Here is a 17,288-nt window from a genome sequence, read left to right on the forward strand (position 1 = left end):
GCTCTGTATAGCGTCGTTGTGCGAATCCTTGGAACGTGGTGCCGCTCATGGGCCGGTGCAGCCGATGGAGGCTTCTTCCATCGGAGAGAAGGCGCCGTCGGTACGGACGATCATCACCTGGAGGCAGGTCTGCCCGGACGGGTTCGGCTTCACCTGGACGGGCGGCTGGTCGATGGACTGGTATTCGCCGCCGCCGCCAATCGTATAGACCCGCCACTTGTATTTGTCGCCCGGCTTGGGCTGCGGATTGTTCCAGGTGAAAGCGACGTCGCCGGCGGGCGTCAGGGATCCGGCGAGCCCCTCGACGTCGGGCACGGTGCCGTTGTCGAGGGCATCGGCAGGCGGCCTGCTGGCTTCCTGGCTCTGCCGGGTCTTCGGTGCCTCCGGTGCCGCATTGGCGATCACGATGCCCACCACCGCGGCGAGGGCCAACAGGGTACCGCCGGAGATGGCAAGCCAGAGGTTGCGCTTCCCGTGGTCCTGGCCGGACGGGGCCTCTTCAGCGGGTTCGTCCACCCGCGCCGGGCGGTGAAGGGTGGTGTCAGCGGCATCACCGCCGTCGGCAAGCTGGCCGTCCTGGAAGGTGCTGTTCCGGGACCTGCCCTCCGGCAACCCCCCGTGCCGGGTCAGGCCGGGGGTAACCGCAGCACTGCCGGCGTTGCCGCGGAGCACCGTGGCCTGGGGCCAGTCCTGGGGCTCGGATGTGTGCGCAGGCGGGGTTGAGGTTGCCGGCGGGGTAAAGCGCGACGACGGGGCCACCGTTGTGGGCACCTGCGGCCGGGTGCGGGCAGGGAAAGTGGGCGCGCTGCCCGTCCGTTCCGGGTCAATGGCGGCGATGCTCCGCACCCGGGTTTCTTCCGCACCGTCATCCGGGTGGGTGTCCTCCGGGTGCGGCTCCTCCAGGACTTCGAAGGGCGTCACGGAGAGGTTCAGTTCGGCCTGGATGCGCTGCAGGGCGAGGGCGAAGGCGTGGGCGGAGGAGTACCGGGACTGCGGGGACTTGGCCATCGCCGTGGACAACGCCAGTTCCAGGGACTCCGGGACGTCGGCGCGGCCGAGCCGCGGCAACGGCATGTTGCTGATCCGGCTGATCAGCTCGCGCTGGGAGTTGTCAGCTCCGGGCATCAGGAACGGCGACCGGCCGGCCAGCAAGGTGTAGAGCGTGGCTCCGAGCGCCCACACGTCCACCATCACGCCGTCCACGTTGCCGTCGGAGAACTGTTCCGGCGGGGACCACGGGATGGACATGCCCGATTCCTCGTCGGTGTCGCCGGCCAGGGTTCCGGAGATGCCGAAGTCCGTCAGGGCAGGGCGGTTGTAGTCGGTCACCAGGATGTTGGCGGGCTTGATGTCGCGGTGGGCGATGCCCGCGCGGTGGGCTGTCTCGACGGCGGATGCCACCTGGATGCCGACGGCCAGTACCTCGTCAACACTGAACCGCTGCCGGCGGTACCGTACCTCCAGGCTGGGCCGGGAGCAGTACTCCATTGCCAGGTAGGAATGCCCGTCGTCGGTGACTTCCGCCTCGAAGATGGTGACGATGTACGGGTGGGAGGACAGTTGGGCCATCAGGTTGGCCTCGGACTCGAACCGGCGGCGGGCACCTTCGGTTTTCAGGTCCGAGAGCAGCACCTTGACGGCCACTTTCCGCCGGGGCCGGTCCTGTTCATAAAGGTAGACGTCGGAGAAGCCGCCGGACCCGAGCAGGCTGGAATAGGTGAACCCCGGGATGTGGGGCGGCGGCGCCGGTGGCCGTTTGGAACTCAAAGAATCTCCTCAAAACGCAATGAGATGTTGTCGCCCAGTTCTGCGATGTCGCCGTCAAGCAGGATCGCCATCTCGTTCTGGGCCAGGCGGCGCGGAGGCTGGCCTTCGCGCACCAGGACGGTGCCGTTGGTGGCTTTGAGGTCGCAGAGCATCACGTGCCAGCCTTCCAGCCGGACTTCGACGTGGGAGCGGGAAATATCCCCGCCCGGACTCGCCACCTGGACCAGCCGGGGCATCACTCCGCCCTGGACCCGGGACACCGAGGGTTGCCTTCCGATCACCAGCGACTGGTCGAGGTCTACGAGTTCTCCCGTGGAGATCCGCATCCGTCCGAGGCGGGGACGAGCCACCTGGACTGCATCGGGCAGCAAGCCGGCACCGCAGGTGGCGCATGCGGCACTCGTCGGCGGGTTGGGGTGGTCCTGGGCGCAGAGCCGTGCCAGCACGAGCGGTCCCACTGCCGCGGAAACGTCTTTCACCGCGCGGACCGGGCGGGCAGCCATCCCGGCCAGGCTGCCCTTCATGACTGTCTGGCCGTCGTGGTCGCCGTCGTACTCTGCGCTCGTTTGTGCGGCGGGGGTAACCGGGCTATCGGATCCTGCGGAAGGTACGGCCGACAGCATGGGCGAGGGCGCTGCAACGGTCGGGGCCGGCCCACTGCCCGCGCCCCCCGTCCGCCAGGGCACAGAATCGATGAGGCCGCTGCTTGTCGGAGCGACGGGTGCCGGGCTTGGTGAACCGGTGGAAGGCGCCGCCGGGACGACGGCGGGCTGTACGTCCAGGACGACGACGGGCTGTGCGTCCGCCGGTGCCGGGAGCGCTTCAGGACTGCCGGGCTCCGCCGGTGAGGCGGCTTCTTCCCGCTTGTCTGGCGACTCCGGCCCTGGTGTTTCCTGGTTGCCGGCTTCCTGGTCTGCTGCTTCCTGGTTGCCGGACTCCGGGCCGGCTTCGTCCAGATCTTCGCGAATGGCCGCGTCTTCGATCCTGCGGACCACCGTCCGCTCCCACAGATGATCGTAGGAGCTGGTCATCTCGCTGGCCGACGCCTGTTCGCCAGAACCGGATCCAGCGTTCTCCCGAACTGGCTCTGGCTCTGGCTCAAACCGTGGGGCAGCGTTTGTTTCCGGCGCAGGGTCAGTCCCTGCATCAGCATCAGTTTCCCGGGCAGCGTTTGTGCCCGGATCAGCGTCAGGCACTGCAGATCCTTCAACGCCGAAGTCCTCATCGATGACCGCGTAAACAGTCTCGGCAGACGCCCCGTGCTCGGGGGCAACAGTGATCTCCGGAAGGTCACCTGCCTGCCCGGGCGCTTCAAGAACCGGGGCAGGCGCGGCGGGGGCGACCGCTGCAGGTGAAGTGGTTTCAATGACCGTCGGGGCTGTGGCCGCTGCCGGTTTCGCGGATACGGCGGTTCCCGCTGCTGCCAGATCGTGCCTGATGGCCGCCATCGTCCCGGCGTCGAGCATGAGTACCAGGGACTGCAGCAGCACCACGCCTTCCGCGAGCGGCAGCTCCGGCAGGTCAGCCTCCGGCTGGCCAGGCGATGGCAGGTCAGCATCCGCCTGCGCGGGTGTCGCCTGGCGGTGCACTCCGCTGCCCGCGTACGGGATCGCCAGCCGGCACAGCCCGGGATTATTGAGCCGCCGCTCGGTCCACGTGGTCACGTCCCGGCCGTTCAGCTCCACGGGGCCGTCTGTCGACTGGACAGTGACGTCGAGGTCCCCCCGCAGGAATACGCGGAGGGGTCCCTGGAAGTCGAGGATGCCGAAGGAAGGGATGTTGGCCAGTGATCCCCCGGAACTGCTGGTCACGGCGTGAAGGACTTCGTGCACTTCCGGCCGGCTTTCCAGCAGGTCCCAGAGTGCAGCGATAAGGGCCGGTTGCGTGCCCGGCCCCAGGAGGACGGCCGTGTGCGAGCGGACAATGCCCAGCCAGGTCCCGGGGATGTAACTAACGGCGGTCATCGCCCGGTTCCTCGCTCTCATCCAGAGTGTCTGGTTCCAGAGCGACTGTTTCCACGGTGCCTTCATCCGCGGTGCTTGTGCGGGGCAGTGTTACTTCCTCTTCGGCCGGGACCGGGCGTGGCGCGGTGGTGGCTGCACCGGCGTCGTTCAGGACGTTCCGGGCGTCCACCACCACAACCGTGACGTTATCCCGGCCACCGCTGCGGAGCGCCGCCTGGATCAGGGCGTCCGCTGCATCCTGGGGATGGCCAACGGTGCTGAGGATCCGGTAAATGTGTTCGTCCGTCAGCTCCCCGGTGAGCCCGTCGGAGCATACGAGGACCCGGTCTCCCTCCTCAACCGGGAGCAGCCAATAGTCGGCCTCCGTCTCATCTCCCGTGCCCAGGGCGCGCGTGACCACGTGCCGGCGCGGATGGATGGTGGCCTGCTCCGCCGTGATCTCCCCGGCGTCAACCAGTTCCTGGACCTCGGAGTGGTCCACGCTGATCTGCTCGAACCTGCCCTGGCTCAGACGGTACGTCCGGGAGTCACCAATGTTCATCACCAGCCAGTACGGCATGCCCATCTGTTCCACGATGACGGCGCCCGTCAGCGTAGTGCCGGCCCGCGCACCGGTGGCCTCGCGGATGGAGTCGTCCGCCTTCACCAAGTACTGCTGGAGGACGGCCGCCGTGACGCTCCGCTCCCCCGTGGTGAGCTGGGGTATCGTGGCCAGCGCCCGGACGCACATACCGCTGGCGATCTCGCCGGCTTCGTGGCCGCCCATGCCGTCCGCCACGGCGAAGACGGGATCGGAGGCAATGTACGAATCCTCATTCAACTCCCGGCGGAGTCCCCGGTCCGTTCCGTGGCCGACGCTCAGGCTGAGCCCTGCCCCCGGTTTAGTGCTGGAGGGAACACGTGCGGGCTGATGGTTCATGCCTGTCCTAGGTAAAAGGTGCGGTCTCCAAAATGGACACTGGATCCCGGGGTAACAAATGCGGGCACTCCCGCTTGAAGGGGGGTGCGCTGGCCGTCGGGGGTGGTCACGGCGCTGCCGTTGGTGGAGTTGCGGTCCGTCACCCAGACGCCGGCCCCGTCAGTCAGCAAATGCAGATGGGTTTTGGAAATGGAACGTCCGGCGTCATCGACGGCGAGCAGCTGGGCCTGCTGTTCGCCCGCCTTGGCCACCGGGTTCCTGCCAACCAGGACGCTGCGGTCCAACTGGAAATCGCGGCCGTCGTCCAGTTTGATGCGCAGGACCGCGACGGGCGCGGGTGCGGCTGATCCCGGGCGCACCTGGGTGAGGTCCACGTCGTCGTCCGGATGCCGTTGTTGGACGGCCGGTGCGTGGGCACGGAATGCGGGTGCCTCGGATGCCCGGGCTTCGACTGCACGGACCTCGACTACAGGGGCCTGCGGACCTGGCGCCTGGGACGGGGCGACCTGCGGCTCCGCCAGAGTGCGCTGGGTGACTGCCGGTGGGGGCAGGACGGGAGCGGCGCCGGCCACCGGGGACAACACCTGCTGCACCGGGGGCAGGTCCAGCGGGGCGAAGCTGTACGGCCCTTGAATGCCGCCGGTGGTAAGGGGATCGCGGCCCGATTTGACGTCGAACGCAAGGGTTTTCGCAGCAGCGTCGTGCCAGCCGCGGAGCCCGCCGTTCTTGTCCCAGCTGTTGGAAACCACCACCAGCACGGCCCACGCCGCGCCAATCAGCACGAGCGGGCCGAGGACGAAGAATGCGGCCCCGAACCACTGGAAAACCACTACAAGGACAGCCACCAGCAGCGTGAGCAGGATGCCTGCCCCCGTGATCAGGCCGCGCAGGAAGACAGGACCGGTTCCCGGCGCATAGCCGTCGTTGTCCGCAGTGCGGATCCCCATCAGCAGGTTGCCGAGGGTCTTGCCCGTCCGGGCTTCCCAAGCCATCACGACGAAAAGATACACGAGGGTCAGTCCCAGTCCGATGCCCCCGAACAGCACCAGGGACGCGGTGTCGTAGATGATGAAGCCGCCGCTGCGGGTCCGGGTGATGCCCGCGAAACCGAGGGCAAAGGTGATGACGAGTACCGCCAGGGGCGGGAGCCAGTCCATCACGGCAGCACCAAGGCGCTTGCCCGCCGTAGCCGGAACAAGCTGAAGATTCACTGCCATTCCCGTTCCTCCCCCTGGACCCGCAGCCACCTGCAGGGTGGACCCGCCGGCGCTCCCCCGGCCTGTGCGCGCGCTGATGCCCCCGGCAGTAAATGCCTGGGGCCTTTCTACTACCGGGATAGTACCGGGAATCCCGGACAGGTGCGCGGCGGGGGAACCCGGACCGGGATCAGCAACCGGATAGGGCACGCGGGTGCCGCGCGCTGACCGGTTGGGCAACGGCGCGCCGCAGGCAGTGCAAAAAGCGGCCCCGCGGCGGATCATTTGCCGGCAGTGGGGGCAACGCCCGGCGTCGTCTGTCACTGGATACTGTGTCCTTGCGTGGTGCCATCGGGAGTCATGGTGCTATCGGGAGTCGTGGTGGTGTCCGGCCTGGCCGTCTCTTCAGATGCTTCCGGGCCGGCAGGACGACGGCGGCCGGTCCCCTTGATGGAAGGCAGCGCCGGGAGTGCCAGCCTGGCGCCGCGGCGGCCCAGGAGGCTGCGCGCGTCCGACAGCAGCGAACGGGGCGAGAACCTCGCCTGCTGCCGGCGCCAGAACCCCACGGTGGAGGTTATCTCCTTCAGCGAGCCGTCAACGATGGTCCAGTACTCCCGGACCTCGTCCTCGCTGGGCTGGCCGGCTCCGAAGATCGATGCGTCGGCCCGCCTGGCCAGCATGGTGGTGGTGCCGCCGCTGGCGGGGAACGCATCGGCCAGTACCGCCGCGCTTTCGCGCCGCGTGGACCGGGTGTCGACGGCGGCTCCCATATCCGTGGCAAGGCTCACCACCTCGCTCCAGCCCCCGCCGACCCGCTGCGCAGGGTCACCGTCCCGGAAACGCGACTTCCGCCGTCGTGATTTCAGCAAAGCAATCAGCAGCAGCGGCAGCGCGAGGATGGACAGCGGGATCAGGGCAACGCCCAGGGCGCCCAGCAGCGCTCCCCAGAACAACCAGGGGTTGTTCTTTTTCTGGTCGGCGTCCAGCGCGTCCGGGGAAGAGTCCGGCGGCAGGTCCGCAGGTTCCTGCGGCGGGGGCGGCGGCTGCAGGACCTGGGGCTTGGGCTTGGACTTGTTCTCGGGATCCGGCGGAATGGGGACGTTGTCCTTGGGCGGGGTGGGGTCGAAGCTGACCCAGCCCACCCGCTCGAACGCGACCTCCACCCAGGCGTGGACGTCCTTGCCGGTAATCTTCACTTCCCCTGCCCCGTTTTCCGGGCTCGTCGGCTCAGGGTAGAAGCCCATCACCACGCGGGACGGGATACCCAGGTGGCGCAGCATCAGGGACATCGCCACGGCATACTGCTCGTCATCACCCAGCATCTGCTTGGCCGTGAGCAGGTTCCTGATGCGCGCGGACCCGTGGCCGGAGACGCTGGGCAGCTGCCCTTCGCTGACCAGGCCGTTGCTGAAGGCTCCCGTCTTCTGGAAGTGGGCCTCGATCTGGCGCACCCGGTCGATGGCTGTGGGGGCATCCGCCGAGAGGTCGTTCGCCTGCGATCCCACCACCGGCGGCACCTCGACCGTGTCCGGCAGGGACATCCTGGCGAAGTCGTATTGCGTCAGCTGCCCGTGTTCGAGTTTGACGGGATCGGCCACCTGGACGCTGTAGGAGTCCCCCTTGGACAGCCCGTTGGTGGTGACGGCGGTGTCAGTGCTTGAGTTGAAGTAGAGGCCCGAAGCCGCGGCGGAGGCACCTTGGTCGAAGCTGATGCCGGTGGTCTTGCGGCCGCCGGGAACGAAGAAGCCCTGGTAGTCCTCGATGGTGATGCCGATGGAGTAGTCGTTGGTGGGAACCACGCCCGAGGTGTCGGCCAGGGTGTTGATGGACTCGGTATCGCCTACCTTGCTGAAGTTGCCGGAGCCGTTGGGATCCATGTTGTAGTTGGTGCCATTGAAGGCGTCCAGGGCACCGAGCCGGACGCGTCCGTCGCGGGGCAGCCCCTGGACCACAAACAGGGTGTCGTCCTTTTTGTCCTTGACGAACGTGCGGAAGCTCGCCAGTGGGGTGATGTAGTCCTTGGGGTCGAACGGCGGGACCACAACATTCCGGAGGACTTTCCGGTCTCCTCCTGCGGTCACCAGCGGGGCGGAGACCGCGGTGACGGCCACGCTGGCGGCAATAACTCCGGCTGCCATGCCCAGCCTGCGCAGCTTGGCCCGCTGCGCGGTGGCGGAGTCGATTTGCGGGTTGTTGACAGCGACCTTCCGGCTGCTGCTTCTGCGCAGGACGTCCCGGCGGAAGGTTGCCCAGGCGATGCCCAGCACCGTCAGGCCGATGCCGCGTTCGAGGGTGAGGAAGGCGGCGTTGGTGCTGAAGGCGATGCCCGTGACGAAGAGAACCAGCACCGGGATCAGGGGCAGGTACGGGGTCCTGGCCCGCCAAGTGAGGACCGCCGCTACCAGTGCGGCGATCATGGAGCTCAGGAACGGGACGATCAGCACGCCGCCGGCGGTTCCCACCGGAACCCCGACGGTCAGCATGTCCTTCCAGGCGAACATGATGCCCAGGAGGAGGATCCGGAGCGAGTCCAGGGTGGGCACAATGCCGGCGATAGCCGAGTCGGGTACCGCCAGCAGCGTCCCGAACACGAGGTAGGCACCCAGGGCCAGGGCCGAGGTGATCAGCAGTCCCAGTCGCAGGTGCGCATTGAGGACGCCGATGGCCAGGCCCAGGATGATCCCGCCGAAGCCGGACAGGAGGTAATACGGGTCGCCGCCGAAGCTGAGCCCGAAGCCAAGCAGGCCAAGCCCCAGGAGTACGGTCAGGGCACCGGCGTCGAGCAGGAAATGCCAAAGCGGCTGGCCGTCCGCGAACGATGAGCCCTGGGTGTTTCGCGGCTGTCGCGCGGACGCGGTGCTCGGGCGCAGGCCGGGTGCGGAGGTCATGCTGCCGCCTTTCGGAGAACGATGCCAAGGTCGGCGAGGTCGCCCAGGGTGAGCACTGTCAGGTCGGCGATGTTCGCCCTGCTGGACGCGGCGCCGGCTTCCACCCGCACGGCGAGGCTGCGCACCCCGGGCGGCACGGAGGCGGCGGCGGACCTGAGCTGGGTGGGGGTGACGTTGCTGCCCACCACAAAGAACACCACGGAGGCGTTGGGGACCGTATCGGCCAGTGTCCTCGCGAGGTCGACGGCGGTACGGCGCATTGGTGCGCCCACAATGCGGGTCATGTCATCGAGCATGTTGCGGCCCGTTTCGCACCTTAGCGGCCCCTTTTGGGTGAGGACGTCCAGCTCACGCTGCTCGCGGATGGCCTGCCGGCCGATGGAGGCAGCGGCGGAGATCGCCATCTCGAATTCCTCTTCCGAGGCGTATTCGTCCGTGTTGATGGACAGGGACACGGCGAGGTGGGCGCGGCGGGTCTCTTCGAACTGGCGGACCATAAGCTTGTTGGTCCGCGCTGTGGTTTTCCAGTGGATGTGCCGCCGGTCATCCCCGGGGACGTAGTCGCGGAGGGCATGGAAGGACACGTCTGCGCTGGACAGCTCGGTGGTGGGCATGCCCTCAAGGTCGCGGATGAAGCCGGCAGCCGATCCGGCCAGGGCCACCGTTCGGGGATGCACGAAGAGATCTTCGGGCTCCGTCCACAGGACCTGGCGGCGCAACAGGTGCAGCGGGTCGGCGCGGACCGAGCGCACCGGTCCGACCACGATCACGGCACGGCGGGCTGTGGGGATGGTGAACAGGTCCTCGTGGACCTGCTGCGCTTTCATCCGGGGCAGGTGGAAGACCGCGGTGACACCGCCCACGGGCAGTTCGACGGCGGCGGGCAGCAGGGGCCGGTTGGAGGTGTTGGTGACGGCGATGCTGCCCACGGCGCTGTCCCCGACCGCCACGCGCGTCCGGGCAAGGTCCAGGACCACGCCATAGGTGGAGCGGCCGAGGATAAAGCCCACGGCAATCACGAACATCACAAAGGCCGCCACCGCGGCGGCCTTTGCCTCCTGCCAGCCGTAGGCCTGTCCCGCAGTCCAGAGCAGGACGGCGGCGGCCAGAACGGACCAGCCTAAAACGCTGACCACTGAGAGGACGGGCCAGGCGTGCTTGAGCCAGGCCGCCCTGGCAGCGCGCCAGGCGGGAGCCAGGGCGAGCCCGGCGGTGCTGCTGGCCTCGGCCCAGACGGCGGACGGGTGCAGGCGCATGGGCTGGCCGTTCCGGTGGAAAGGTTGCCTGAGGCGCTCGGCGATCCGGGTCAACGGGGTGCCGGTGGACATATGTGAACCTTCGGGGGTGCGATGGGTGGAGTGGTGGCCGCTTGGTGCGGCGGTCAGGCGTTGGTGCGCTGTTGCGGCGCAGCCACATCCGCCAGGATGCGGGCCAGGACGGCTTCAGGGGTAGCGCCGGAGAACTCCGCTTCCGGGTCCATCACGAAACGATGGGTCCACACCACGGGGGCGAGTTCCTTGACATCGTCCGGGAGGACGAAGTTCCGGCCCTGGGAGGCGGCCCAGACCTTCGCCGCCCGCACCATGGCCAGGGCACCGCGCACGGACACCCCCAACCGGGTTTCCGGTGCGCTGCGGGTCTCTTCGCAGAGCCGGGAAATGTATTCCAGGACCGCGGTGTCCACATGGGCGGTGGCGGCAAGGTCAGCCATGTCCGCCACAGCCTGGGTGGTGATGACGGCGGTGAGTTCCTGGGAGCGGTCCTTCAGGTTCGAGCCGCCCAGGAGCCGGACGGTGGACGCGTGGTCCGGGTATCCGATGGACGTCTTGATCAGGAAGCGGTCCAGCTGTGCCTCCGGCAGCCGGTAGGTGCCGGCCTGTTCGATAGGGTTCTGGGTGGCCATCACCATAAAGGGGCGCCCGGCGGAGTAGGTGACGCCGTCAACCGTGACGCGGGATTCCTCCATGACCTCCAGCAGTGCCGACTGGGTCTTGGGCGAAGCCCGGTTGATTTCGTCAGCAAGGACGATGTTGTTGAAGATGGGGCCCTTGTGGAACTCGAACTTCTGCGTCTTCTGGTCGTAGATGGTGACGCCGGTGACGTCCGAGGGCAGAAGATCCGGGGTGAACTGGATGCGGTTGTTCAAGCCTTGAACCGTAGCCGCCAGTGCCCGGGCCAGGGAGGTCTTGCCCGTACCGGGGGCGTCTTCAAACAGGACGTGCCCCTCGGCAAGCATGGCGGTGAAGGTCAGCCGGATGACGTGCTCCTTGCCCAGGACAGCCTGCCCCACGTTGGCGACCAGCTTGTCGAAGGTGTCTGCAAACCAGGCGGCCTGCTCGGTGGTCATGGTCATGGAGTAAGTCCTTTACTAATCGTGCGGAATACGTGAAATGGATGCGGAGGGACTGCTGGGACGATCAGCACCGGGGAACGTCCGGACCGCTGATGTCGATCGTGGCGCGCTTGACGTACCAGCCGGGCCAAGGACCGTTTTCCATGCGGTACCACTTGTAGTAGCCCGGGTCCGATTCCGGCGAACCGTAGATGTTCATCCAGCAGGTACTGTCAATCCAGCCGTCCGAGAAGGAAACCCAGTTCGCATCGCTGGAACCGCAACGGGCGTCTCCGTTGACGTTGCTGTACCTGTCTGGAACGCCCGGCTTCCCCGGGCAACTGTTGACCGTCGAAGCCTCGACACGGACCTTGGTGGGGGCCGGAGGTGGCGTCGGGTCGGCACCGGACGTGGAGGTTGCAGGTCCCCCAATGGCGCCATCCACCACCGTCACGGCCCGGACGCGCAGCCTATGGACCTGGCTCCATCCGCCGGCACCGGCGTCGAAGCTGGTCGCCTTGCCCACGCTCTGCCAGCCGCCGCCGTCCATGCTGACCTCATACCGGTTGAGCGGCCGGCCGTTGGTGTTCGGGTTGTTCCAGCTCCAGTGCACCTGCCCATCGCCCTTGGGGGACGTCATGCCGTTCACGTTGGGCGCGTTCGGCGGCCCGTACGGGTTGCCGGTGCCTATGGCCTTGGCATCACCGGACACGTTGTTCTTGGTGGAGGTGGCGATGATGGTGATGGTCACGTCGGTTCCGTTGGGCAGGCCGTTGATGTTGCCACCCGGGGCGTTGATGGGTCCGGACTGGCCGCTGGAGGCGCGGTAGGAGTAGGCGATCTCACCGGCCGTGGACCCATTGCGTTGCGCCTCGGTCAGCGGCGTAAATGTCACCTTGAGCTGGCCGCTGGTTCCGGTGTCGGCTACTGTCCCGCTGCTCACCTGGCCCGGCTTGCCGGCCGCCCGGATGGCGGCGGACTGCGCGCTGGTGCCGCTGGTGCCCGCTTTGTTGGTGGCCGAAACCGTGAAGGTGTAATTGGTCTCGGAGTTGTCCACTGTCACGTTCTGGGTGGTGCCGGCCACCTGCTGGGTGGACACTACCGTGCCACCCCGGAGGGTGGTCAGCGTGTAGGCCGAGACGGCGTCGCCATTATTGTTCGGGGCCGTCCAGGAGACCTTCAGCTGGGTTGTGGCGCCCAGGGATTTGTCCTGTACAGCGGTGGGCGCTGCCGGGGTGGCCGGCACGCCCGCGGGCACCTCCGCCGCAGAGTAGGGGCTCCACTCGGACGGGTCTTTGGCATCGTTGCGTGCCAGGACCCGGACCTTGTAGGAGACGCCATTCTGCAGCCCCTTCCACACGTGGCTGACGGCCGTGAGGTTCTGGATCTGCCCGTTCTGGCCCGGCGGTGCAGGCGAAATTTCCAGGTCGTAGGACTTGACCGGCGAGCCCTTGCTGGCCGGTGCAGTCCAGTTGATGGACAGCTGTTTGTCGCCAAACTTCAGGGTGGGCGCCAAAGGGGTATCCGGCTTGACGTCCGGCCGCACCTCCGCGGAGGCCGGGGACTTGTCCGATTCGCCGAATTCGTTGGTTGCCGTCACCTGGAAGTGGTACGTGGTGTTGTTGACGAGTCCGGTCAGGGTGCACGTGTTCGCCGGGCAGTCCTGCCGGAAACCGGCTTCGCCGTAGACGGTGTACTTAGTGATGGAAGAACCGCGGTCTGCCGGAGCGGACCAGTTCAGCAATGCCGTCTGGTCCCCCACGCTCTGAGCCTGGGGCGTGGTGGGCGCCAACGGCTCGTCCTTGACTGTAAGCCGGATACGGGCCGTGGCATTGCGGGAATCGTCCCCGGTCTTGTCGGCCACGGTGTAGGCCACAACCAGGGTGCCGGTGAAGCCGGCTGACGGCGTCACCGTTATCGAATCGCCGGAAACTGCCGCACTCCCCTGTCCGGTTTCGGTCACAGCCGAGATGATCTTCAGCGCGGTTTCCGGGAATGGGTTGGCGTCGTTGGCCAGCACGTTGACGGTGACCCGCTTTCCGGCGGCGGCGTTGGGCTCGAGGTCATCGTTCGCCACCGGCTTGGGCCGGTTGGAGGCGGTCACGGCCAGCTGGAACGTTGCGGTGGCCTCGAGCCCGCGCGGGTCCCGCGCCTTGACCTGGACGGTGCCGGCGGTCCCAGTGGCAGTTGCCGCGTCGACGGACGTTTTAAGGGTCTTCCCATCTATCCGGGCGTTAAAGCCGGCCGGGCTGCCACCCAGCAGTTCGTACTTCATGTTGTCCACGTCGTCCCGGTCCGGGTCGGATGTCAACCTGCCCAGGTTCAGGTCCGCCGATTCACCCTTCGGGACGTCCACGCTGGCGCCCAGGAGCTCCGGCGGGTTGTTCTTGTTGGGGTCCGGCAGCACCCTGGTGCGGATGCTGAGGGTCGACTTCAGGCCGGCAGGATCGTCCGGGCCGGTTCCGTCCGTCACCTCGAAGGTGAGCGAACCGGGGCCCACATAGTCTGCACCGGCCGTGTACTTCAGGCCCGTGCCGCCACCGGTCACGGGGTCGCTCCCGTCGGCACCGATGAGCTTGATCCGGTCGGCCTGGGTCAGCCGCGGCGAGCGGTCCTCCCGGACCTTCACCCACTCGTCCAAGTCCACGTCCACGGACTGCCCGGCGATGACCTCAACAACTTCATCCTTGGCCAGGGTGGGAACCTGCTGGCCGAGGCCCGGAACCCAGATGACCGCCGTCGACTGCTGGCCGTCCACGTCCTCCACCGCGTACGGGATGAGCTGCGGCTGCTCGGTCAGGTCCACGATCACGTTGCCGTCCGCCCCGGGCCGGGCCGTGGTGGCATCAGTGCTGATCTTGAGGTTCTCCCCCACGCCGTCGGGGTCCTCGTCGTTCTTCAGGACAGGGACGTCCACGGCGGTCTTTCCCATGGTCTGGGCGGAGGTGACCCTGTCATCGCGGGCGATGGGCGCCCTGAGTGGCACCTCGTTGTCCACCACAACGCGGATGGCGGCCTGCGCGGAAGCGTCACGGTCATCGGCGATGGTGTAGCGGACGTTGACGGTTCCGGCCTCCCCCGGGGCCAGCAGGACGATCCGGCCGCTGGTTTTGCTCACGGTGGCCTGCAGCGCGGCGTCTGCCTCGATGCCGTCCGTCAGGATGCGGATGAGGTCGCCGTCGGGGTCGGTGTCGTTGCCGGTGGCGTCGACGGCGATCTGGCGGCCCGGGCGGACCCGCACCTCGTCGTCCACGGGGGTGGGTTTCTGGTTGGCCTCGCCGCGCGGAGCGATGCCCACGGTCACGGTGCCGGTGTTGACGGCGCCCTGCCGGTCCACCACCTTGTAGCGGAACGTATCCGTCCCGGCGCCGTTACCGGCAGCCGTGAAGTCGATGAAGTTGCTGCCGACGGTCGCCATGCCCATCGCGGGTGTGCTGTCGATGCCGGTCAGCTGCACCGAATCGCCGTCAGGATCGATGCCGTCCAGCGGGACAGGAATGCGGACCGTGCCGGCAGCGACAACGCGGGCGGTGAGGTTGCGCGGCTGCGGCCGGGAGTTCTGGGCGCCCTCGAGCGGCAGGATGTGGATGGTCACCGCTGCTGCGCTCTTCTGGCCCTGCGGATCAACCGCGTTGTAGATGGCACGGACCGTCTTGGGCTGGCTGCCGGCGATGAAGCGGAGGGTGTTCTCGGAAACGAAGCTCTCCCCGTCCAACGGATCCACGCCCTGGGGCAGCACCGGGTCTACGCCCAGTTCCTGGCCCTGGGGATGGGTGTCGTTTTCCAAAACGGGAATGGTGACGACGTCGTTGACCCGGACGTTCACTTCGTCCGGCTTGGGCTGGGGTGCTTCCACGACGGCGGGGGCCGGCACAGGCACCACCGAGACGCTGCCGGTGGCCGACTTCCTGCCGTTGGACATGGTGTATTCGAAGAGGATCGGGTCCTTGGTTCCGAGGATGTCGGTGATGCGCAGGACGCCGTGGTTGATCACGCTCACGGACGCCGTCGAATTGTCCGGCATCTTTACCGACTGGAGCACCAGGACGCCGCCGGACGGATCGGAGTCGTTGGCCAGGGGGTCCAGCAGCACGCTGCCCCCAGTGGGCATCAAAGCCACGTCATGGACGGCAACGGGGTCGCCGGTATCGTCCCCGGACTCGACGTCTACGCGGATCAGCCCCTGGCTGCTCTGCGGCCCGTTGCTGGCGATATAGGTGAGGTAGACGGGCCCGGGGGTGGTGCTGCGGAAGGTGAAGGTGCCGCCGTCAGTGACAGGACCGAGCTCAGCGGGGCCGTTGGCTTCCACCTGGGCCAGGCGGAGGGCGCCGCCGTTGGGGTCGACGTCGTTCTTCAGCGGTGAAACCACCAGGTCCTGGCCGACCACGGCGGTGACATGGTCGGCGTTGACCACGGGTGCCAGGGCTCCCGGGGGCTGGACGTTGACCACCACTTTTCCGGTGACGGTATCGCGGCCGTCCCAGACAGTGACTTCCACGTTTTTCTTGCCGGCAGTTGCCCCGGAGTCCTGGAAGGTCAGCAGACCGTCGCGGCGCACCTTGACCTGGTCCTGGTCATTGTCGGCTTTTGCCTCCAGGAGGACAAGGTCGTCGCCGTCGGGGTCAACCCAGTCCGTGAGGATGTCCTGGCTGACGGTCTTGCCCTGCTCCACAAGCATGGTGGTGTTGTCGCCGCGCTTGAACTGGGGCGGCTTGTTCTGATCGGGGGCCATCACGCTGAGCGTCACTTGCCCGGTGGCGGAAAGGCCGCGGCCGTCGGAGGCGCTGTAGCTGAACGTTTCGGTACCGGCTTTGGCATCAGGCGGGACGGAAATCTGGAAGGCGGTACCGCCGTAGATGTTTTCCAGGCTTCCGGTCTGGGGTCCGGAGGCCCCCACCGCGGCGGTGAGGACGTCGCCGTCGGGGTCCGAGTCGTTGTCCAGGACGCTGAGGATGGTGGTGCGTCCGGGGCGCACGCCGACGGCGTCTGGCTTGGTTTCCGGCGGACGGTTGGGTTTGGTGCGGTCCGGCAGGACGTTGATGGTGTTGTTGTCCGCGGATTCCTGGTCCTGTTCGTCGGATTCGTTCTTGGGCGGGATGACGTCGTCCCAGTTGTTGACCAGCTGCATGTTCTGGTTCACCAGCCACACATTGCCCGAATTCACATCGTTCAGGACCACCAGGTCCCGGTTCACCCGGAACACATACAACGGCGACGCACTCGCCTTGGGAACGTCCACGTTCTTGTCGTCCACGTCGTTCGTGCAGTCACGAACGTACTTGTTGGCACCGGACCAGGCCGCGTGGACACACCCGCCCAACTGGACAGGCGCAGCCGGCACGCCTTCGCCGTCGAACGCCACCGTTTTCGCCATGCCGCCGTCGAGGGGCTGCTTCAACAACGCCTTCTGCGTGGAAATTGCAACAAAGTCACTGCCCGCACCACCCTGCTGCAGCCTCGCCTCCCAGGCATTATCCAACTGCAGCCGCTTGCCGCCCGGCAACAACAGCTTCCCCGCCGCCGCATCCAGAACCACCGGCTTATCCCCCACCACCGTGATCTGCAGATCCCCGCCACCCTTCAGCTCCGCCCAGGTCTCAGACTCCGAGGACGTCACCGCACCATCGGCATCAACACCCGTCACCGTCACCACACCGGACTTCGGATCCGCCGAGTAGATCCGGTCATCCCCGCCAACCGCCGAAACAATGCCTTCCGAACCCACCAGCACCGGCTCGGACGCTTCCTCATCAAACCCGTTAACCGTGGACGGCGACACCGCCCACACCTTCCCCGAAACAGCATCAGTCACCGAAATCACCCCGGAACCAAAACTCACATCAGCGGCCCCCGGCAACTGCTTATCCCCGCCCAGCCGCATATTCGCAGGAGACACCTGGTTCAGGGTTGACCCGGTTTCGTCATCAACGAACACGTCCCCGGCATCCTGCAGGATGTCGAACGTCGTCGACGCCGGCGTCACCGCCCCATCCAAAACACGCGAAGGATAATTCAACCGCCCCACCGCATTCCTGGACTTCGACACCACCCACACACCGCCATCGTTCAACTCCACCTCAGCGGTCTTAAACCCCGGATACAACACAGCACCCGTCACCACCACAGCAACGGCGGCACCAAACGCAGTGCCGGTGACGATTTTTTTTGTGGCGCCTCTTGAGACCCAGCTTCCCCAGCAGAGTTGTCACGGCTTTTCTGTTC

At 67.0% G+C, this 17,288-nt stretch carries 7 protein-coding genes and 1 pseudogene; all 8 read right to left on the reverse strand.

Translation table 11 applies throughout. From position 1 onward, the window contains the following. Positions 1-45: 45 nt before the first annotated feature. Positions 46-1,767, reverse strand: coding sequence for a serine/threonine-protein kinase (locus QF047_RS13910; RefSeq protein WP_307278069.1), 1,722 nt, complete (start codon positions 1,765-1,767; stop codon positions 46-48). Next, positions 1,764-3,731: an FHA domain-containing protein gene (locus QF047_RS13915; RefSeq protein WP_307278074.1), complete on the reverse strand. Its 1,968-nt coding sequence runs from the start codon at positions 3,729-3,731 to the stop codon at positions 1,764-1,766. Before QF047_RS13915 ends, QF047_RS13910 begins: the two co-directional genes overlap by 4 nt. Then, entirely contained in the window at positions 3,718-4,650 is a 933-nt protein-coding gene (locus tag QF047_RS13920) for a PP2C family serine/threonine-protein phosphatase (RefSeq protein WP_307278077.1), read from the reverse strand. The genes QF047_RS13915 and QF047_RS13920 overlap by 14 nt, the downstream gene beginning before the upstream one ends. Beyond that, positions 4,647-6,170, reverse strand: coding sequence for an RDD family protein (locus tag QF047_RS13925; RefSeq protein ID WP_373427768.1), 1,524 nt, complete (start codon positions 6,168-6,170; stop codon positions 4,647-4,649). The genes QF047_RS13920 and QF047_RS13925 overlap by 4 nt, the downstream gene beginning before the upstream one ends. Then, complete coding sequence (locus QF047_RS13930) at positions 6,167-8,734, reverse strand: transglutaminase family protein (protein ID WP_307278082.1); 2,568 nt, start codon at positions 8,732-8,734, stop codon at positions 6,167-6,169. The genes QF047_RS13925 and QF047_RS13930 overlap by 4 nt, the downstream gene beginning before the upstream one ends. Then, positions 8,731-10,062, reverse strand: a complete 1,332-nt coding sequence (locus QF047_RS13935) for a DUF58 domain-containing protein (protein ID WP_307278083.1) — start codon at positions 10,060-10,062, stop codon at positions 8,731-8,733. Before QF047_RS13935 ends, QF047_RS13930 begins: the two co-directional genes overlap by 4 nt. Positions 10,063-10,115: 53 nt before the next feature. Further along, positions 10,116-11,087 carry a MoxR family ATPase gene (locus tag QF047_RS13940; RefSeq protein WP_307278086.1) on the reverse strand — a complete coding sequence of 324 codons (972 nt, stop codon included), beginning with the start codon at positions 11,085-11,087 and terminating at the stop codon, positions 10,116-10,118. A gap of 64 nt (positions 11,088-11,151) precedes the next feature. Next, positions 11,152-17,275 (reverse strand): annotated as a pseudogene (locus tag QF047_RS13945) (Ig-like domain-containing protein). Positions 17,276-17,288 lie beyond the last annotated feature (13 nt).

Source organism: Arthrobacter sp. W4I7 (assembly GCF_030816215.1).
Lineage (GTDB): Bacteria > Actinomycetota > Actinomycetes > Actinomycetales > Micrococcaceae > Arthrobacter > Arthrobacter siccitolerans_A.